Origin of the sequence: Nonomuraea coxensis DSM 45129 (genome assembly GCF_019397265.1) — a bacterium.
Classification (GTDB): domain Bacteria; phylum Actinomycetota; class Actinomycetes; order Streptosporangiales; family Streptosporangiaceae; genus Nonomuraea; species Nonomuraea coxensis.
In genome coordinates this window covers 7,853,725-7,873,273 of the sequence record NZ_CP068985.1, presented here as the reverse complement: position 1 = coordinate 7,873,273, position 19,549 = coordinate 7,853,725, and the positions used below count along the sequence as shown (strand labels likewise).

Below are 19,549 nucleotides of genomic sequence, written 5' to 3'. Positions count from 1 at the left end.
ACCAGCATCATAGCCGACGGCTATCGAAACCAGGCCGTTGATGACTTGGACGGATCGTACCTGCGTACATAGCGTTCGAAAACGTGACTGCCACGATTGAGCGCGGCGCCGCCACCGCGCCAGTTCCCGCTCCCAAGAGCACTCCAACGCGCAAGCGGCCCGGCGGGTTCCTCCGCTCGTCGAACGGCAAGAAGGTCGTGATGGCCGTCACGGGCGCCGTGATGGTGCTGTTCCTCATCACCCACATGCTGGGGAACCTCAAGATCTTCCTCGGCAAGGACTCCTTCAACGAGTACGCGCACGCGCTGCGCACGCTGTTCGAGCCGCTGCTGCCGTACCGGGCCGCGCTGACCATCCTGGAGATCGTGCTGGTCGTGTCGGTCGTCGCGCACATGTGGGCGGCGATCTCGCTGGCCCGCCGCGCCGGCCACGCGAGGCCCGTCAAGTACGTCGCCAAGAAGTCGCAGGCGAACGGCTACGCCACGCACATCATGCGCTTCGGCGGCCTGACCATCGCGCTCTTCGTCGTCTGGCACCTGCTCGACCTCACCTTCGGCGTCGTCAACCCCAAGGGCTTCGGCTCCGAGCCGGCCGACCGCATGGTGGCTGGGTTCGACCCGTCGCGCTGGTGGGTGACGCTCCTCTACGTCGTCGCCGTCGTCATGGTCGGCCTGCACCTGCGGCACGGCATCTGGAGCGCCGTGCAGACGCTCGGCTGGGCCAACCGCGACCGCTACAAGGCGCTCAAGGGGATCGCCGCGCTGGTCTCCGTCGCCTTGGTGATCGGCTTCCTGGCCCCGCCCCTCGCGATCACGTTCGGAGTTGTGAAGTGAAGTACACCGAAGGCTCGCCGATCCGGGACACCAAGGCGCCCGCCGGGCCCATCGAGGAGCGGTGGGAGAAGCGCAAGTTCTCCGCCCGCCTGGTCAACCCGGCCAACAAGCGCAAGCTCAACGTGATCGTGGTCGGCACCGGCCTGGCCGGCGGCTCGGCCGCCGCGACACTGGGCGAGCTCGGCTACAACGTCACGTCCTTCTGCTACCAGGACTCCCCGCGCCGCGCCCACTCCATCGCCGCCCAGGGCGGCATCAACGCGGCCAAGAACTACCGCGGCGACGGCGACTCGATCTACCGGCTCTTCTACGACACGGTGAAGGGCGGCGACTTCCGCGCCCGCGAGTCCAACGTCTACCGCCTCGCCCAGGTCTCGGTGAACATCATCGACCAGGCCGTGGCGCAGGGCGTGCCGTTCGCCCGCGAGTACGGCGGCCTGCTCGACACCCGCTCGTTCGGCGGCGCGCAGGTCTCGCGCACCTTCTACGCCCGCGGCCAGACGGGACAGCAGCTCCTGCTCGGCGCCTACCAGGCGCTGGAGCGGCAGATCGCGGCCGGCACGGTGAAGATGCACACCCGGCACGAGATGCTCGACGTGATCGTCTCCGGCGGGCGGGCGCGTGGCGTCATCGTGCGCGACATGGTGACCGGCGAGATCGAGCGGCACCTGGCCGACGCCGTGGTGCTCGCCACCGGTGGCTACGGCAACGTGTTCTTCCTGTCCACGAACGCCAAGGGCTGCAACACGACCGCCATCTGGCGGGCGCACGAGCGGGGCGCGTACTTCGCCAACCCGTGCTACACCCAGATCCACCCGACCTGCATCCCGGTCTCCGGCGACTACCAGTCGAAGCTGACCCTGATGTCGGAGTCGCTGCGCAACGACGGCCGCGTCTGGGTGCCGCTGCGCAAGAACGACGAGCGCGCCCCCGGCGCCATCCCCGAGGACGAGCGCGACTACTACCTGGAGCGCATCTACCCGGCGTTCGGCAACCTGGTGCCCCGCGACATCGCCTCCCGGGCCGCCAAGAACGTCTGCGACGAGGGCCGCGGCGTCGGCCCCGGCGGCCTCGGCGTCTACCTGGACTTCAGGGACGCCATCGCCCGCCTCGGCCGCGACGCCGTCGAGAAGAAGTACGGCAACCTCTTCGACATGTACGAGCGCATCACCGGCGAGAACCCGTACGAGGTGCCGATGCGCATCTACCCCGCCGTGCACTACACGATGGGCGGCCTGTGGGTGGACTACGACCTGCAGTCCACGATCCCCGGCCTGTTCGTCATCGGCGAGGCCAACTTCTCCGACCACGGCGCGAACCGCCTCGGCGCCTCCGCCCTCATGCAGGGCCTGGCCGACGGCTACTTCGTGCTGCCGACCACCATCGGCGACTATCTGGCCGACGGCCCGTTCGGCGAGGTGGACGAGGAGGCGGTCGCCGAGGCGGAGATCAAGGTCCGCTCCAGGATCGAGCGGCTGCTGTCCGTGAACGGCACCCGCACGCCCGACTCCTTCCACCGCGAGCTCGGCAAGCTCATGTGGGACTACTGCGGCATGGAGCGCACCGAGGAGTCGCTGCGCAAGGCCCTGGAGCGCATCCCCGAGCTGCGTCAGGAGTTCTGGGAGAACGTCAAGGTCAGCGGCACCGCCGAGGAGCTGAACCAGGTGCTGGAGCGGGCCGGCCGGGTGGCCGACTTCTTCGACCTGGCCGAGCTCATGTGCCTGGACGCCCTGGTCCGCACCGAGTCCTGCGGCGGCCACTTCCGCGCCGAGTCGCAGGACGCCGACGGCGAGGCCCTGCGCGACGACGAGAACTTCGCGCACGTCTCGGCGTGGGAGCGCACCCCCGACGGCCCGGTGCTGCACAAGGAACCGCTCGAGTACGAGTACGTCAAGATGACCCAGCGGAGCTACAAGTGAACCTGACCCTCAAGGTCTGGCGTCAGAGCGGTCCCAAGGACAAGGGACGGATGGTGACGTACCGGGTGGAGGACATCTCCCCGGACATGTCCTTCCTGGAGATGCTCGACGTCCTCAACGAGCGCCTGATCCTGGAGGGCGACGACCCGATCGCCTTCGACCACGACTGCCGCGAGGGCATCTGCGGCATGTGCGGCATGGTGATCAACGGCGTCGCCCACGGCGAGCAGCGCGCGACCACCACGTGCCAGCTCCACATGCGCCACTTCGAGGACGGCGCGGAGATCACCATCGAGCCGTGGCGGGCGGCCCCGTTCCCGGTCGTCAAGGACCTGGTCGTGGACCGCAGCGCCTTCGACCGCATCATCCAGGCGGGCGGCTTCGTCTCGGTGCCGGCCGGCTCGGCCCCGGACGCGCACAGCGTGCCGGTGCGCAAGGAGGACGCCGACTCCGCCTTCGACGCGGCCACCTGCATCGGCTGCGGCGCCTGCGTGGCGGCCTGCCCGAACGGCTCGGCCTCCCTCTTCACCGCCGCCAAGATCACCCACCTGAGCCTCCTGCCCCAGGGCCAGCCCGAGCGGCTGACCCGCGCCAAGGCGATGGTGGACCAGATGGACGGCGAGGGCTTCGGCGGCTGCACGAACACCGGCGAGTGCACCGCGGTCTGCCCCAAGGGCATCCCGCTGGACACGATCGCCCGCATGAACGCCGACTACCTGAAGGCCAACTCCAAGTAGGAGCCGGGCAACGAATGATAGCTGTAACTATGATAGTCGCAGCTATCATTCTCGTCCGTCCTTTGGGGGGCGCGTGCTACCGAAGCCTGACCGTCTCTTCCGTCGGGACTCCGAGTGGGAAGAGCTCGCCGACTTCGCCACCAGCCCGGCGAACGGCGCCACACTGGGGCTCGTCTACGGGCGCCGGCGCCAGGGCAAGACCCTCATGCTCGAACTGCTCGCCGAGGCGACCGGTGGCATGGTGTTCGCGGCCACCCAGCAGAGCGAGGCCCAGAACCTGGCCGACCTCGGCTCCGCGTACGCCGCCTACCGCGGGCTGCGGCAGCCGGTGACGTTCCGGGACTGGCGCGAAGGACTCGAGGAGCTGCTGCGGCTGGGCGAGGAACGGGCGACACCGGTCATCATCGATGAGTTCCCCTACCTGGTCTCCTCGACCCCCGCGCTACCGTCCTACCTGCAGCACGCGCTCAGCCCGAGGGGACACGCGAAGGAGCGCACCCGTACCCGGCTGATTCTCTGCGGCAGTGCCCTGACCACGATGGCTCAGCTGCTCGGCGGCGGCGCGCCCCTGCGCGGCCGGGCCGTGCTCGAACTGGTCGTACGGCCCTTCGGTTTCCGTGACGCCGCGTCCTTCTGGGGTCTGACGGACGATCCGGAGTTGGCCTTCCGAGTTCACGCCCTGGTCGGCGGCACCCCTGCCTATCTTGAGATGTGCGGCGGATCACGTCCCGCCGCCCGCGAAGACTTCGACCGCTGGGTGCGGCGGCGGCTGCTCAACCCTGCCTCGGCGATGTTCCGGGAGGGTGGCCTTCTCCTGCGGGAAGAGCCGTCGATCTCCGACCCCACGTCCTACACCGCCGTGCTGAGCGCCATCAGTGCGGGCAGTCACCGGCGTTCCGAGATAGCCGCCGCCCTCGGCCGCCCCTCCGGCGGGCTGGCGCATCTGTTGCAGGGTCTTCGCGACATCGGTCTGGTCGAGCAGGTCGATGACGCGCTACGGGACAAGCGGAGCGTCTTCCGGATCGCCGAGCCGGTCGTCCGCCTTCACCAGCTGATCATTCAGCGTCGTGAGCCGGAGCTCGTCGCCGGTCGGGCGGAGCGGGTCTGGTGGACCAGCGCCGACACGGTGGCCTCCAGGATCTATGGCCCGCACTTCGAGGATCTGGCCCGCGAGTGGTGCTTCCTGCACGCCTCCAGCGAGACGCTGGGCGGCATCGCCACCGCCGTACGTCCCAGCGACATCCCATGCCGCGCCCATCGCCAGGGCCATGAGCTGGACCTGGTGATCACCGAGTCGGACTCCTTCGCTGCCGACCGGATCATCGCGATCGGCGAGGCCAAGGCGACGTCCGGGCCCATGGACGCCGGGCAGCTCCACCGGCTGGAACACCTGCGGGCGCTGCTTCCCGACGCCAGGATCGAACGGCAGCCCAAGCTGCTGCTGTTCGCCCGCTCGGGCTTCACTGCTGAATTGACGGAGCTGGCCCGCGGGCGGCCGGACGTGGAACTGGTCGACCTGGCCCGCATGTACACAGGGGAGTAGGCGGCGAACTGGTGCCTAATTAGTATGCTGCCCTGCATACTAATTAGGTGACTCTCATCCACAAGCCGGCGCGAGTGCTGGCGCGCGACGCCGAGTGGGCGGCTCTCACCCAGTTCGTCCAGCATCGGGATCCCCGCCTGCGCCTCGGGGTGGTCTCCGGACGGCGGCGGGTGGGCAAGAGCTTCCTGCTGCGCGCGCTGGCGGAGGCCACCGGCGGTCTCTACGTCGCGGCCGTCGCGGAGGAAGGGGTCGTCGCCGCTCGCCGGCGCCTGGCCGCCGCCATCGCGCGGTACGCGGGAATCGGCCCCGAACTCGTGTCCGACGCGAACTGGGAGTCACTGCTGTCCGCCGCCATCGAGCTGTCCTCCCGGCGGAGCGGCGGCGCGGGGCCCGGCGTGCTCGTGATCGACGAGCTGCCGTACTGGATGGCCCACTCGCCGGAGCTGCCCGGCCTGCTCCAGCTCCTCTACGACCGTTCCCAGACCGGCGAGGGTGCGCCCGGTGGCCGGGTGATCGTCTGCGGATCGGCCATGTCGGTGATGAACGAACTGCTGTCCGGGACGAAGGCGCTGCGCGGACGGGCGGCCATCGACCTTCGCCTGCACCCGTTCGACCTGACCACGACGGCGCGGCACTGGGGGATCGGCGACCCGGCGGCGGCCCTGCGCGTGCACGCCATCCTCGGCGGGGCGCCGGGCTACCGCAATCTCGCCAACGTCGATCCGCCGCAGAGCGCGGCCGAGGTGGACGTATGGGCTCCGGCCACTGTGCTGGACCCGCGGCAGGCGCTGTTCTCCGGCAGCGAGGCGGAGTATCTCCTGCGGGAGGACCCCAAGTTCACCGGCAGCGCTCTGCACTACGCCATCATCAACGCGGTGGCGAACGGCGCCACCAGCCCCTCGAAGATCGGCGGATTGCTGGAGCAGCAGCGCTCGTCACTGACACGTCCGCTTGAGGCGCTGACAAGTGCCGGCTACCTGCGCTACGACACCGACCCCCTGTGGGAACGGCGACCGGTGATCACGGTGGCCGACCCCGTCATCCGGTTCCACAACCTCATCACCGTGGCGCAGCGCGATCTCGTCGAGATCGGGCAGTCGGCTGAGGCCTGGCGCCGGTCCCGGCCCACGTTCGTCGCCCGCGTCCTGGGGCCGCACTTCGAGAGCTGCGCCAGAGCCTGGCTCAGGGCGCGGGCCGATCCCGCGTTGCGAGGGCACGCCGGTCTGGTGACCTCGACCGTCGTGAACGACCGTAAGGGGCAGGCCAAACACGAGATCGACGTCGTCGCCCTCGACAAGCGGGCGGGGCGGGCCGAGATCGCCCTCGTGGGGGAGGCGAAGGCCACGCTGCTCCGGCGGAGCGTCGCGGACCTCGACCGGCTCGACCGGCTGAAGGCGTTGCTGGCCGAGCAGGGGCATGCTGCGGGGAAGGCGGTGCTGGCGCTGTTCTCGATGGAGGGATTCCAGCCGGACCTCGTGGACCTGGCGCGGCGCAGAGGAGATGTCCTGCTGGTCGATCTGGCCGCCGTCGCGGGCTGCGGCGAGCCGGCCGTCGTGCCGGACGGGGTGTAACAAAGGGGTCGTCCGGACCACTTCGTGGTGTCAGTTGCACACATCCGAACGAAGGGGCTGGGCGGTGTCCGATGATGCGGACCGGTTCACCGGCATGTACGACGACTGCCGGCAACGCGTCTGGGCCTACGTGGTCAGCCGCGCGGGCCGGCAGGTGGCCGACGAGGTGGTGAGCGAGACGTTCGCGATCGCCTGGCGGCGGTTCGGCGACGTGCCGGAGCCGGCGTTGCCGTGGCTGCTCGGCGTGGCGAGGAACGTCCTGCGCGACAACGTGCGGGCCGAGGCGCGCAGGGAGGCGCTGGCGGCGGAGCTGCGCTCCTGGGCGGAAGGGGACGTGGCCGAGCAGGTGACCGAGCGCCTGGGTGTGCTGCGGGCGCTGGCCGGGCTGTCCGACGACGACCGGGAGATCCTGCTGCTGGTGGCCTGGCAGGGGTTGTCGCCGAAGGAGGCGGCCCGGGTCGTGGGCTGCTCGTCGGCGGCCTTCCGCGTGCGCCTGCACCGGGCCCGCAAGCGGCTGGAACGGGCCCTGGAGAATCCCCCGCCGCCGTCCCCGTCCCCGTCCCCGTCCCCCGTACGGAGCCTCAGTGAGGAGTGGTCATGAATCCGATCGACGAGCTCAGGGCCGCCCGGCCCGCCCACCTCGGCGACCGTCCTGTGGACGAGCGCACGCGGGCGGCCGAGCTGGCGTACGCGATGTCCCGGCCGCGTGAGGCGGAGCCGCGGCGGCGGCGCCCGGCCTTCCGCCGCCCGGCGTGGGGACTCGCGCTGGCCGGGGCAGCGGCGGCGGCCGTCACCGCGGCGGCGGTCGTCCTGCCGGGCGGCGGCGCGGCTCCGCCGCCGCGAGCGCCCGCCGTCGCGGCGAACGCGCCGGACGCCACGGAGAAGACGCGCCTGTCGGCGCGGGAGGTGCTGCTCGCCGCCGCCGCGAACGCCGGCCGGCAGGCCGAGGCCACGGGCGACTGGTGGCACACCGCGACCGTGTCCCGCACCCTGTTCACCGCGGCCGGCGGCGGCTACCTGGTCGAGTCGCGCGGCCGTGACGAGATGTGGACGCCCCGCGCCCCGGGTGGCGAGCAGTGGAGCCGCGGCCAGTCCCTCGGCGCGGCCCCCGCCACCGAGGCGGACCGCCGGGCGTGGGAGGCGGCCGGGTCGCCGGCCGAGTTCGAGATCAAGGTGCCGGGCAAGCGGGGGACGCTCACGATGCCGGCCGCGCCGGGGAAGGTCAGGACCGGCCACAGCCCGCTCGTGGACGGGGACAAGGTGTTCTGGCTGGGCCGCAACGTCACGATGAAGGACCTGCGCGGGCTGCCGGACGAGCCGGAGGCGCTGCGGAGGTGGCTGCTGCGCTCGTACGAGGGCCACGACACCGAGTCGGACGGCGTGCCGATGGCCTCGGACGTCTGGCTGTTCAAGGTGAGCGCTGGTTTGATCACCGACATGCCGGTGACGCCGCAGGTGCGCGGGGCGGCGTTCCGGATGCTGGCGGGGCTCGACACGGTCGAGGTCACCGAGGACGTCACGGACGCGGAGGGCCGCACCGGCACCGCCGTCTCGGTCGAGGAGCGGGTCAAGGGCGGCGCGCTGCTGCGCAACCGGCTGGTCTTCGACGAGGAGACCGGCCGCGGGCTCGCCAACGAGAACATCGTGGTCGAGCCAGGCGGCCTCCAGGCCGGTCTGGAGCCCGGCTCGGTGTTCAGCTCGGTCGCCGTGCTGGAGGCCGGCTGGACGGACAGCGGGCCGCGCCGCTGACCCTCACCCCCAAGCGGCGAGGAACGTCCGTACGGCCGCCTCGGCCAGCTCGCGCAGCTCGGTGTCCTCCAGGGTGCGGGTGCCGAGCCTGGTCCTGGCCTCCAGGGGCCCGAGCAGCAGGGACGTGAACTGCTCGGCGGCCAGGTCGGGATCGGCGGCGCGCAGCCGGCCGGCGAGCGCGAGCCTGGCCAGCCGGTCGGCGAGCGCCTGGTCGAGCCGGTCGGGGCCGTACCGGTCGATGATCTCCAGCAGGTCGGGGAAGTGGGCGATCTCGGCGTGGAGGAGGCGGCGCAGCGCGCACCAGCGGCCGCCGGTGTGCAGGCGCAGCAGCGCGTGCCCGACGTCCGTGAGCGTGGCGGCGAGGTCGTCGCCGGGACGCGCCAGCGGCTCCAGCGCGGCCAGCCGCTCCTCCAGCGCCGTGCGGGCGCTCTCCTCCATCGCGTGCCTGAACAGCGTGGCCTTGTCGGTGAGGTGGTTGTAGACCGTCGGCTTGGCCACGCCCGCCTCGGCGGCGATCTCCTGGACGCACGCCTGCGCGTAGCCCTGACGGGCGAACACCGTGAACGCCCCCTCCAGGATCGCCTGGCGTTTGTCGATCCGGCCTCGCGTGGTGCTGCCCATGGCGCTGATTGTACTGCCCGGTTCAGCTTCATGGACCGGGCTGTTGCATGCATACGCATGAGATCACTATGTTGAACCCATGAGTTCAAATCCTGTCGATCGCCTCGACGGCCGGCTGCTCGCCCTGATCGGCGTCGTGCTGCTCGGCGGCCTGCTGGGCATCCTCAACAGCACGATGGCCGCCGTCGCCACCGGCACCCTCGCACGTATCTTCGGCACGTCGCTCAGCACGGCCGGCTGGACGTCCACCGGGTTCCTGCTGGCGGTGACCGCGACGATCCCGTTCGCCACCTGGGCCGTCGACCGGTTCGGCGGCCGGCGGCTGTGGCTGGCCGGGCTGGCGCTGTTCGCGGCCGGCTCGCTCGGGGCCGGGCTCGCCTGGGACGTCGGCGCGCTGATCGGCTTCCGCGTGCTCCAGGGGTTCGGCGCCGGGCTGCTCGACCCCCTCGTGCTGATTCTGCTGGCCCGCGCCGCCGGGCCGCACCGGGCCGGGCGGGTGATGGGGCTGATGGGCGTCGTCCTGTCCCTCGGGCCCGTCCTGGGGCCGATCGCGGGCGGCGTGGTGCTGAACGCGCTGTCGTGGCGGTGGATGTTCCTGCTCAGCGTGCTGCTTGCCGCGGTCGCGTACGTGCTGGCGCGGCGCGTGGTCCCCGCCGACGCCGGCGCCGCCACGGCGGGTGAGGCGGCGGGGCGGCTCGACGTGCTCGGGCTGGCTCTGCTCGGCCCCGGCTTCGCCGCGGTCGTGCTGGCGCTGTCACAGACGGCGGAGCAGGGCGGCTTCGCGACCTGGCAGGCGCTGCTGCCGCTCACGCTCGGGGCCGGGCTGCTGCTCGGCTACGGGCGGCACGCCCGGCGGGCCGCCGCGCCGCTGATCGAGCTGCGGCTGTTCGCCGGGCGGGGGTTCAGCGCCAGCGTCGCGATCATGGGAATCGGCGGCCTCGGCCTGTACGCCGCCCTGTTCGCCCTGCCCCTGTACTACCAGCAGGCCCACGGCCACGGCGTGCTCGCCGCCGGGCTGCTCATGGCCCCCATCGGGCTCGGCGGCTCGCTCGCCATGCCGCTGGCCGGGCGGCTGTCCGACCGCATCGGCGCCCGCGGCCTGGCCACGGCCGGCGCGATCGGGGCCGTGCTCAGCGCGTTCGCCCTCACCCGGATCGGGGCGGACACGCCCGAGGCGTGGCCGGCGCTCGCGGCCTTCGCGTTCGGGCTCGGGAGCGGCTGCTTCAGCGCGCCGACGATGGGCTCCCTCTACCGGACGCTGCCGGCGCCGCTGGTGGCGCAGGGCAGCTCCGTGCTCTACATGCTCAACCAGCTCGGCGCGGCCCTCGGCGTCGCCCTCGTCACGCTCGTCCTGCAGACCGCCGGCGACGCGATGACCGGCTTCCACCGCGTCGCCTGGCTGTCCGTCGTCATGGTCGCGCTCGTCCTGGCCGCCGTACCGCTCCTGCCCGGCCGCCCCTCCGCCGTGCCCGCCGGCGGTCAGCCCGTGTAGCCGCGCGCCGCGTAGTCGTAGGCGTCGTTGAAGCGGACGTACGCCTTCTTGCCGACCAGCGGCTCGAACGGGTCGGGCTGGAACTTCTTCTTGTTCTTCAGGAAGTAGTTGTCGGACGGGCAGGAGCCGCGCGCCCAGAACGACGAGACCCGGTCCCGCCACCCCTTCGTGAAGTCGAACTTCTTGCAGTTCTTGGCCGAGGCGCGCCACGCCCCCATGGCGCCGCGCCAGTACTGGTGCTCGTACACGCAGTAATAGCCCTTCGGGCAGGCCTTGGCGGTGGCGGCGAGGACCACCCGCACGTCGCCGCCGTTCCAGACGATCTCGTTGCTGCTCACCCGCGTCCCGCCGGGGAACGCGGCCAGGTACGCCTGGACCGTGGCGCTGTCGGCGGTGGCCGCCTGGGCGGGAAGCGCGCCGAAGACGATGATCGCGGCGCCGGCGGCGACGCCGGCCGTTCTGAGTGCGTTGGCCAGGTGGCGGCGGTTCTTGTTCAAGGCGGTTCCTCTCGGCGTGGTGGACGAGAGGAACGTAGGCGGTCGGGTGTTGAGCCGGTGTTGAGTCCGTGTTGACAGCGCCTAATTCGGTTGCGGCGGGTATGGGATGTCTGGCCTTATAGATCGCGTTCCACGGTGGACCCGCGAGAGGAGGCAAGACGCGATGACGTACCACGAGGTGACCGGGACCAAGCACCCGATCAGGATGTGGGCGCGGCCGGAGACCGTCGATCCCCAGGCGATGCAGCAGCTACGCAACGTCGCGAACCTCCCCTGGGTCCACGGCGTCGCAGTCATGCCCGACGTCCACCACGGCAAGGGCGCGACGGTCGGGTCGGTCATCGCCATGCGAGAGGCCGTCTCGCCGGCCGCCGTCGGCGTGGACATCGGCTGCGGGATGAGCGCGGTCAAGACCTCGTACACGGCGGCCCGGCTCCCGGACAACCTCGCCTACCTGCGCGGGAAGCTGGAGCAGGCGGTGCCGGTCGGCTTCGCGCACCACAAGCGCCCGGTCGACCCCGGCAAGATCTTCGGGATGCGCACGGCCGGCTGGGCCGAGTTCTGGAAGAGCTTCGACGACCTCGCCCCGGCCGTACGGGACCGCCGCGAGCGGGCCGAGGCGCAGATGGGCACCCTCGGCGGCGGCAACCACTTCCTGGAGATCTGCGCCGACGACGAGGGCGCCGTCTGGGTCGTCCTCCACTCCGGCTCGCGCAACATCGGCAAGGAACTGGCCGAGCACCACATCGGCGTCGCCCGCGGCCTGTCGCACAACCAGGGGCTGGTGGACCGCGACCTCGCCGTCTTCCTCGGCGGGACGCCCGAGATGGACGCCTACCGCCGCGACCTCTACTGGGCCCAGGACTACGCGCGCCGCAACCGGGCGCTCATGATGGGCCTGGTCTGCGACGTCCTCCGCCGCCACCTGCCGGACATCACCTTCGAGCAGCCCATCTCCTGCCACCACAACTACGTGGCGGAGGAGCGCTACGAGGGCGTGGACGTGCTCGTCACCCGCAAGGGCGCGATCCGGGCCGGCTCCGGCGACCTCGGCATCATCCCGGGCTCCATGGCCACCGGGACGTACATCGTCAAGGGGCTGGGGAACGGGCTGGCGTACAACTCGGCCTCGCACGGCGCCGGCCGCAAGATGAGCCGGAACAAGGCGAAGAAGACGTTCACCCTGAAGGACCTGCAGGAGCAGACGTTCGGGGTGGAGTGCAGGAAGGACGCGGGGGTGCTGGACGAGATTCCGGGGGCGTACAAGGACCTGGAGTCGGTCATGGCCGCCCAGACCGACCTGGTCCAGGTCGTCGCCCACCTGCGCCAGCTCGTCTGCATCAAGGGCTGACGTCGAGGGACAGATCTCAGAGAGCGCTTCCTCAGGCGGGTGAACCCGTCGGGGGGAGCGCTCTTCGCGTGGAGCGGGGAGCCAGTAGGGGTTGACGAGGTTCTTGACAAGGGTCAAGCGGGCGAGCAGTGTTCCCATGCAAGGGAGTGCCCGGCTGGCCGAGGCGGCTCCGTAAAGGGGCGGTCACTCCGACCAGGCGGTGGTGGTGTCGAGGCGGCGGAGCCACAGTTTCTCGCCGTCGCCGCCCGGCTCCCACCGCGCGCAGAACTCGAGCAGCGCCCGGCAGCGCGCCAGCATGGCCGCCTGCCGCTCCGCCCAGTCGGGGACGAGTCCGTCGTAGGCGGCGAAGAAGTGCTCCAGCAGCGGCACGTGCTCGGGGTGGTGGCTGCGGATGATCCACTCGCACCAGGCGAGGTCCTCGACGGGCCGGCCGGGGTGGGCCCACTCCCAGTCGAGGATCGCGGTGGTGCGGAAGGTGGCCGGGTCGAAGAGCATGTTCTGGGGGCCGTAGTCGCCGTGCACGATCCCCAGGCGGTGGATGCCGCCGAGGACGCGACCGCACTCGGTGAGCACCTCCACGGCGTGGCCGTCGTCCATGAGGTCCTGGCCGTGCTCGCCGGAGACGAAGCGGGTGGTCAGGCTGGTGGAGGTGATCTGGTGAACGCGCGGGACGGGGATGCGGCCGCGCAGGCGGCGCAGGTATCTGCTCTCCGTGCTCAGCCTGAACGCCGCCTCGGGGCCCTGGTAGCACTTCACGACCAGGGCGCCGTCGCCGAATGTGCTGTTGGTGTACCCGTGCTTCACAAGGGACGATTCTGGCGCACCCGGACCCCTCCCGGGACCCGCGCCACGCTACCTCGCCCGCCTCCGATACACGATGTAAGGACGGAACAAATACCCCACAGGGGCGGAAAGTGCGTGGACCAAGCGGCTGAACGGGAAGAGTACGACCAGCCCCATCCCCACCACCGTGTGCAGTTTGTAAAGACCGTTCGCCCTACTCATCGCCATCACGTCGGGACGCAGGGTGAGCACCCCCCGGAACCACGGCGCGACCGTCGTCCGGTAGCTCTCCTCGCTCGGCGCGAACCCCGCCGCCGTCGTCACCACGCCGGTGATGATCGCCGCCGCCAGCACCGCGTACATCGTCTTGTCGTTGGCCGTCGTCGCGAGGAACACCGGCCCCCGCGTACGCCGGCGGTAGATCAGCAGGGCCAGCCCCGCGAGCGCGGCCACCCCGGCGATCCCTCCCCAGAAGAGGGCGTTCGCGTGGTAGGTGTCGTTGCTCACGCCGATCGCGTCGGTCCAGGCCGGCGGGACGAGCAGGCCGGTGACGTGGCCGGCGATCACGACGATCAGCGCGTAGTGGAACAGCGGGCTCGCCACCCGCAGCAGCCGCCGCTCGTAGAACTGGGACGAGCGGGTGGTCCAGCCGAACTGGTCGTAGCGGTAGCGCCAGATCAGGCCGCCCACGAAGATCACCAGGGTGACGTAGGGCGCGGCGACCCACAGCAGGCTCTCGCCCCCGCTCACGCCTGCCTCCCGACGCTCTCGGCCGGCGGCCCGCCGGCCGCCAGCCGCCGCACCGCCGCCCGCTGCTCGGCGGTCGCGGGCGGCAGCGTGCCGCACACCGCGCCGACCACCAGCGCGTACGGCGACCCGCGCCCCTCCAGCGCCGCCCGCAGCAGCTCCAGCCCCACCCGGTGCTCCCGCAGCACCTCGGCCCCCGCCGGGTCGAGCGCGGCGAACTCCAGCACCACCGGCAGGAAGTCGGGCAGCTCGTCCTCCATCAGCTCCCACCCGGCGGCCCGGTAGCGGCGCTTCAGCGCGGCCAGCGACGCGCCCCGCCGTCGGGTGTCGCCGTCGGCGTAGTACGTCAGGTAGAGGCAGCAGCGCCGGTCCAGATCGAACGTCTCCACATAGTGCGCGGCCAGCTCACCCGCCCCCAGCTCGGCGGCCCGGTCGAGGAACGCGGCGAAGTGCGGCTCGGCCGCCTCCCTGATCAGCGGCAGCCGCCGCCAGAACCGCTCGTCCGGATAGGCCAGCAGGTGGGCCGCGGCCTGCCAGAGCACCTTCACGGCCGGTTCCTCCTCGGCGGGAACAGCCCGGCGGGGACGCCCCGGCCGTCCCAGTTGAGCAGGTTGACCCGCTGATGGGTGACGTCCTCGCCGGTCTGGCGCTCCCTCAGCCCGTGGAAGCTCTCGACCGACACCGGCTGCGGGCGGCCCGACGCCTCGCCGAACGGCCCCTGCATGCCCGGCCCGCCGTCGTAGTCGAGGCTGCAGCCGGCCTCCTCCACGACGCCGGGCTGGTTGCCGTACGCGGTCGGGATGACGTAGCGCTCGTCGTACTTGGCGAGGGCGAGCAGCCGGTACATCGCCGCCAGGTCCTCCTCCTCCAGGCCCGCCTCCGGCGGCAGGACCGGCGGGAGGCCCAGGTTGACCGCCCGCATGTACGACCGCATCGCGGCGAGCCGGCGCAGCGCCGCGGTCACCGGCGCGGGGTCGCCCGCCGTGAACAGCTCCGCCAGGTAGCCGACCGGGATGCGCAGCGCGTCGATGGCGGCGAACAGGTTGACCGCGTCCTCGCCGTCGTGGCCGGTGCCGGCGAGCGCGTCCACGACCGGCGAGAGCGGCGGGACGTACCAGACCATGGGCAGCGTCCGGTACTCGGGATGCAGGGGGAGCGCGATCCGGTACCGCTTGACCAGGTCGTACACCGGCGAGCGGCGCGCGGCCTCCAGCCATTCGGCGGGCAGGCCGGCGGCCTGGGCGGCGGACGCCACGACCGGGTCGTGCGGGTCGGCGAACAGGTCGAGCTGGGCCTCGTACAGGTCGCGCTCGTCCGGCACCGCGGCGGCCTCGGCGACCCGGTCGGCGTCGTACAGCAGGACGCCGAGATAGCGCAGGCGGCCGACGCACGTCTCCGAGCAGACCGTCGGCAGCCCGACCTCGACCCGCGGGAAGCAGAACGTGCACTTCTCCGCCTTGCCGGTGCGGTGGTTGAAGTAGATCTTCTTGTACGGGCAGCCGGTCACGCACATGCGCCACCCCCGGCACCGGTCCTGGTCCACGAGCACGATGCCGTCCTCCTCGCGCTTGTACAGCGCGCCGGAGGGGCAGGAGGCCACGCACGACGGGTTGATGCAGTGCTCGCAGATGCGCGGCAGGTAGAACATGTACGCCTCTTCGAACGACAGCCTGACCTGCTCCGACAGGCGCGCCAGCACCGGGTCGGGCGACGGGTCGCCGCCGAGGTTGTCGTCCCAGTTGGCGCTCCACCGGATCGCGGCCGGCTCGTTGCTCAGCAGCGACCTCGGTGGCGCGACGGGCACGTCGGCCGACAGCGGGGCCCGCGTGAGGTTCCCGTAGTCGTAGGTCCAGGGCTCGTAGTAGTCCTGGATGGAGGGCATGAGCGGGTTGGCGAAGATGGTGAGGAGCTTGCGCAGCCGGCCGCCCGCCCGGAGCTTGAGCCTGCCCTTGCGGTCCAGCGTCCAGCCGCCCCGCCAGCGGTCCTGGTCCTCGTAGCGGCGCGGGTAGCCCTGGCCGGGGCGGGTCTCGACGTTGTTGAACCAGACGTACTCGACGCCGGGACGGTTCGTCCACGTCTGCTTGCAGGTGACGGAGCAGGTGTGGCAGCCGATGCACTTGTCCAGGTTCATCACCATGGCGATCTGGGCCATGATCCGCATCAGTAGCGCACCTCCTGGGAGCGGCGGCGAATGGTCGTGAGCTCGTCGCGCTGGTTGCCGGTCGGGCCGAAGTAGTTGAAGCCGTACGAGAGCTGGGCGTGGCCGCCGATCAGGTGCGTCGGCTTGATCAGCACCTGGGTCAGCGCGTTGTGGATGCCGCCCCGGCGCCCGGTCGCCTCCGACAGGGGCACGTCGACCAGGCGGTCCTGGGCGTGGTGCATGTAGACCGTGCCCGGCGGCATCCGGTGGGAGACGACGGCGCGGGCCACGACCACGCCGTTGCGGTTGACGGCCTCCACCCAGTCGTTGTCGGCCACGCCGAGCCGGGCGGCGTCCTCGTCCGACATCCAGATCGTCGGGCCGCCGCGCGACAGCGACAGCATGAGCAGGTTGTCCTGGTACTCCGAGTGGATCGACCACTTGCTGTGCGGCGTCAGGTAGCGCAGCCGGCCGCTCTCGCCGAGCAGCGCGGCGAGGTCCAGCGGCGGGCGGTAGACCGGCAGCGACTCGCCGTACTCGTGCATCCAGTCGTGGTCGAGGAAGAAGTGCATCCGGCCGGTCAGGGTGTGCCACGGCTTGCCGTGCTCGACGTTGACCGTGAACGGCGCGTAGCGGCGGCCCGACGACTCCTTGCCCGACCACTCGGGGCTCGTGGCGACGTGCGCCGGCCGCGCCTGCGTGTCGGAGAAGACGATCCTGTGGCCCTCGTCGGCCAGCCCCGACAGGTCGGTCCCGGTGCGTTCGGCCAGCTCGCGGAAGCCCTGCGCGGCCAGGCGGCCGTTGCTCGCGCCCGACAGCGCGAGGATCGCCTCGCACGCCTTGGCGGCGGTGTCCAGCTCGGGACGTCCCTTCGCCACGCCGCGCGGCACCAGGCCGCAGCGCGCGCCGAGCCAGGCCACCTCCTCCTCCGGCCGGAACGTCACCCCCTTCACCGGCAGGCCGAGCCGCTCCGTGAGCGGGCCGAGGGCGGCGAGCTGGTCGGCGAGCGCGCCGTAGTCACGCTCGACGACGTGCAGGGCGGGCTCGCGGTCGTGGCTCAGCTCGGTCGGCGTGTCGTGCTGGTGGGCGGTCGCCACCACGTCCCTGCGCACGCCGAGCCGTTCGCGGGCGAGGTCGCTGAAGGCGCGGGCGATCGTGTGGAAGGCGGCGAAGTCCGTCCGGGTCTCCCAGGGCGGGCTGATCGCCGGGTTGAAGGCGTGGACGAACGGGTGCATGTCGGTCGAGGAGAGGTCGTGCTTCTCGTACCAGGTGGCGGCCGGCAGCACCACGTCGGAGAAGACCGTCGAGGACGTCATGCGGAAGTCGAGCGTGACCAGCAGGTCCAGCTTGCCGCTCGCCGCCCCGGGATCGGGGTGCTCCAGGTTCGAGGCCGCGCCGAGGAGGTGGTGCAGGAAGTACTCGTTGCCCTTGGCGCTGGAGCCGAACAGGTTGGAGCGCCAGAGCGTGAGCACCCGCGGCCAGTTGCGCGGGTCGTCCGGGTCCTCGGCGGCGTAGCGGAGCCGGCCCGAGCGCAGCTCCTCCCGCGTGTACGCGACCGGATCGGGTGCGTCCCCGAGCTCCAGCGGATTGCGGTCGAACGCCGGGGCCATCGGCACCCAGCCGTTGCGCACCGCCTCGGCCACCAGGTCGGCCGTGCGCCTGCCGCGGAACGCGCCGCGCCCCAGCGGCGAGGCCAGCTCGCCCGCGTCGAAGCGGTCGTAGCGCCACTGGCCGGTGTGCAGGTACCAGAACGGCGTGCCGGGGACCAGCCTGGCCGGCCGCGCCCAGTCGGCGGCGCTCGCGAGCACCTGCCAGCCCGCCAGCGGACGGCACTTCTCCTGGCCCACGTAGTGCGCCCAGCCGCCGCCGTTGCGGCCCTGGCAGCCGGTCAGCAGCAGCAACGACAGGAACGCCCGGTAGATCGTGTCGCCGTGGAACCACTGCGCCACGCCGGCGCCCATCACGATCATGCAGCGTCCCTCGGTGGCCTCGGCGGTCCGCGCGAACTCGCGGGCCAGGCGGGCGGCCCGCTCGGCGGGCACGCCGGTGATGGGCTCCTGCCACGCCGGCGTGTACGGCCGCGCCGCGTCCTCGTAGCCCTCCGGCCAGTCGCCGGGCAGGCCGGGGCGGCGGACGCCGTACTGGGCGAGCAGCAGGTCGTAGACCGTCGTGACGAGATGCCCGTTGACCCTGGTCACCGGAACGCCCCTGACCAGCGGGCCGCCGCCGTCGAAGCGGGGCAGCAGCACCTCGGCGGCCTGGCTCCACTCGTCCATCACGGTGAGCCTGGGGTCGGTGCCGAGGTTCAGGTTCCAGCGGCCCTTGCCCGACTCGCTCCAGCGGAAGCCGGCCGAGCCGTTCGGCACCACCGGGCGGCCGTTGCGCGACAGCAGGACCGTCTTCCACTCCGCCGCCTCCTCCCGCAGGCCGAGGTCGCGGGCCGTGAGGAACCTGTCCGGCACGTGCCCGCCGTCCCGCCGCTCCAGGCGGACGAGGAAGGGCAGGTCCGTGAAACGCTTGACGTAGCCGGTGAAGAACGGCGTCGCGCGCTCCACGAAGAACTCCTTCAGCAGGACGTGGCCCATCGCCATGGCGAGGGCGCCGTCCGTGCCGGGGCGCACGCTCAGGAACTCGTCGGCGAACTTGGCGGCGTCGCTGTAGTCGGGGCTGACGACCACGACCTTCTGGCCCCGGTAGCGGGCCTCGGCCATCCAGTGGGCGTCCGGCGTGCGCGTCACCGGCACGTTGGAGCCCCACATCATCAGGTACGCGGCGTCCCACCAGTCGGCCGACTCCGGCACGTCCGTCTGGTCGCCGAACACCTGCGGGGAGGCGATCGGCAGGTCGGCGTACCAGTCGTAGAAGGAGAGCATGGTGCCGCCGAGCAGCGACACGAAACGCGAGCCGATCGCCTGCGAGACCATCGACATGGCCGGGATCGGCGAGAAACCGGCGATCCTGTCGGGGCCGTAGGCGGCGATCGTGTGGACGTGCGCGGCGGCGACCAGCTCGGCCGCCAGGTCCCAGCCGATCCTGACCAGCCCGCCCCGGCCGCGGGCCCGCTGGTAGGCGCGCCGCTTCTCCGGGTCGCCGGTGATCTCGGCCCAGGCCGCGACGGGGTCGCCGAGGCGCTCGCGGGCCTCGGCGTACATCTCGACCAGCACGCCCCGCGCGTACGGGTAGCGGATCCGGGTCGGGGAGTAGGTGTACCAGGAGAAGGCGGCGCCGCGCGGGCAGCCGCGGGGCTCGTACTCGGGGCGGTCGGGGCCCACGCTCGGGTAGTCGGTCTCCTGGGTCTCCCAGGTGATGATGCCGTCCTTGACGTAGACCTTCCACGAGCACGAACCCGTGCAGTTCACCCCGTGCGTGGACCGGACGATCTTGTCGTGGCTCCACCGGTCCCGGTAGAAGGCGTCGCCCTCGGTGCCGCCGACCAGGTGCAGGCTGTGCAGGTCACCGCTGGTGGCCGCGGATCTGCGCAGGAAACGGCCGGTCTTGAGAAGGACGTCCTCGGCGCTCATACCCCCACTTCATCACGGATAGTGACTCTCTGTTACACAGGGTGT

The 19,549-nt window shown here is 71.6% G+C and carries 16 protein-coding genes; 9 read left to right on the top strand and 7 right to left on the bottom strand.

Features of this window, described 5'->3' with window-relative positions; all coding sequences use genetic code 11:
- Positions 1-83: 83 nt before the first annotated feature.
- The 7 genes from Nocox_RS36845 (at position 84) to Nocox_RS36815 (ending at position 8,352) form a co-directional block, all read left to right on the top strand.
- Positions 84-833, top strand: coding sequence for a succinate dehydrogenase cytochrome b subunit (locus Nocox_RS36845; protein ID WP_084685776.1), 750 nt, complete (start codon positions 84-86; stop codon positions 831-833).
- The gene (locus tag Nocox_RS36840) at positions 830-2,752 is read left to right on the top strand and encodes a fumarate reductase/succinate dehydrogenase flavoprotein subunit (RefSeq protein WP_020545068.1); all 1,923 of its coding nucleotides are present in this window, start codon (positions 830-832) and stop codon (positions 2,750-2,752) included. Before Nocox_RS36845 ends, Nocox_RS36840 begins: the two co-directional genes overlap by 4 nt.
- Positions 2,749-3,489: a succinate dehydrogenase/fumarate reductase iron-sulfur subunit gene (locus tag Nocox_RS36835; RefSeq protein WP_020545067.1), complete on the top strand. Its 741-nt coding sequence runs from the start codon at positions 2,749-2,751 to the stop codon at positions 3,487-3,489. The genes Nocox_RS36840 and Nocox_RS36835 overlap by 4 nt, the downstream gene beginning before the upstream one ends.
- A gap of 73 nt (positions 3,490-3,562) precedes the next feature.
- Entirely contained in the window at positions 3,563-5,032 is a 1,470-nt protein-coding gene (locus Nocox_RS36830; protein ID WP_020545066.1) for an AAA family ATPase, read from the top strand.
- 47 nt (positions 5,033-5,079) lie between these two features.
- Positions 5,080-6,603 carry an ATP-binding protein gene (locus tag Nocox_RS36825; RefSeq protein ID WP_033410046.1) on the top strand — a complete coding sequence of 508 codons (1,524 nt, stop codon included), beginning with the start codon at positions 5,080-5,082 and terminating at the stop codon, positions 6,601-6,603.
- Between the two features lie 64 nt (positions 6,604-6,667).
- The gene (locus tag Nocox_RS36820) at positions 6,668-7,204 is read left to right on the top strand and encodes an RNA polymerase sigma factor (protein ID WP_033410045.1); all 537 of its coding nucleotides are present in this window, start codon (positions 6,668-6,670) and stop codon (positions 7,202-7,204) included.
- Positions 7,201-8,352, top strand: a complete 1,152-nt coding sequence (locus Nocox_RS36815; protein ID WP_020545063.1) for a CU044_5270 family protein — start codon at positions 7,201-7,203, stop codon at positions 8,350-8,352. Before Nocox_RS36820 ends, Nocox_RS36815 begins: the two co-directional genes overlap by 4 nt.
- 3 nt (positions 8,353-8,355) lie before the next feature.
- Here Nocox_RS36815 and Nocox_RS36810 read toward each other — a convergent pair whose 3' ends face one another.
- Positions 8,356-8,973: a TetR/AcrR family transcriptional regulator gene (locus Nocox_RS36810; protein ID WP_020545062.1), complete on the bottom strand. Its 618-nt coding sequence runs from the start codon at positions 8,971-8,973 to the stop codon at positions 8,356-8,358.
- Between the two features lie 79 nt (positions 8,974-9,052).
- On the opposite strand from Nocox_RS36810, the gene Nocox_RS36805 reads away from it, so the two are divergent.
- The gene (locus Nocox_RS36805; RefSeq protein ID WP_020545061.1) at positions 9,053-10,465 is read left to right on the top strand and encodes a DHA2 family efflux MFS transporter permease subunit; all 1,413 of its coding nucleotides are present in this window, start codon (positions 9,053-9,055) and stop codon (positions 10,463-10,465) included.
- Here Nocox_RS36805 and Nocox_RS36800 read toward each other — a convergent pair.
- The gene (locus Nocox_RS36800) at positions 10,453-10,962 is read right to left on the bottom strand and encodes a peptidase inhibitor family I36 protein (protein ID WP_020545060.1); all 510 of its coding nucleotides are present in this window, start codon (positions 10,960-10,962) and stop codon (positions 10,453-10,455) included. The two genes, Nocox_RS36805 and Nocox_RS36800, sit on opposite strands and share 13 nt — an antisense overlap.
- A 163-nt stretch (positions 10,963-11,125) precedes the next feature.
- On the opposite strand from Nocox_RS36800, the gene Nocox_RS36795 reads away from it, so the two are divergent.
- Complete coding sequence (locus Nocox_RS36795) at positions 11,126-12,313, top strand: RtcB family protein (RefSeq protein WP_020545059.1); 1,188 nt, start codon at positions 11,126-11,128, stop codon at positions 12,311-12,313.
- 183 nt (positions 12,314-12,496) lie between these two features.
- Here the strand turns inward: Nocox_RS36795 and Nocox_RS36790 are convergent, their stop codons facing one another.
- Genes Nocox_RS36790 through Nocox_RS36770 form a run of 5 tightly spaced genes read right to left on the bottom strand, consistent with a single transcriptional unit; the run spans position 12,497 to position 19,504 of the window.
- Positions 12,497-13,117, bottom strand: coding sequence for a phosphotransferase (locus Nocox_RS36790; protein ID WP_020545058.1), 621 nt, complete (start codon positions 13,115-13,117; stop codon positions 12,497-12,499).
- A 48-nt stretch (positions 13,118-13,165) separates the two neighbouring features.
- A complete protein-coding gene (narI, locus tag Nocox_RS36785) occupies positions 13,166-13,846 on the bottom strand; it encodes a respiratory nitrate reductase subunit gamma (protein WP_020545057.1) in 681 nt (226 codons plus the stop codon).
- Positions 13,843-14,391: a nitrate reductase molybdenum cofactor assembly chaperone gene (gene narJ, locus Nocox_RS36780; protein ID WP_020545056.1), complete on the bottom strand. Its 549-nt coding sequence runs from the start codon at positions 14,389-14,391 to the stop codon at positions 13,843-13,845. The genes narI and narJ overlap by 4 nt, the downstream gene beginning before the upstream one ends.
- Positions 14,388-16,004, bottom strand: a complete 1,617-nt coding sequence (gene narH, locus Nocox_RS36775; RefSeq protein ID WP_020545055.1) for a nitrate reductase subunit beta — start codon at positions 16,002-16,004, stop codon at positions 14,388-14,390. The genes narJ and narH overlap by 4 nt, the downstream gene beginning before the upstream one ends.
- Entirely contained in the window at positions 16,004-19,504 is a 3,501-nt protein-coding gene (locus Nocox_RS36770) for a nitrate reductase subunit alpha (protein WP_020545054.1), read from the bottom strand. Before Nocox_RS36770 ends, narH begins: the two co-directional genes overlap by 1 nt.
- Positions 19,505-19,549 lie beyond the last annotated feature (45 nt).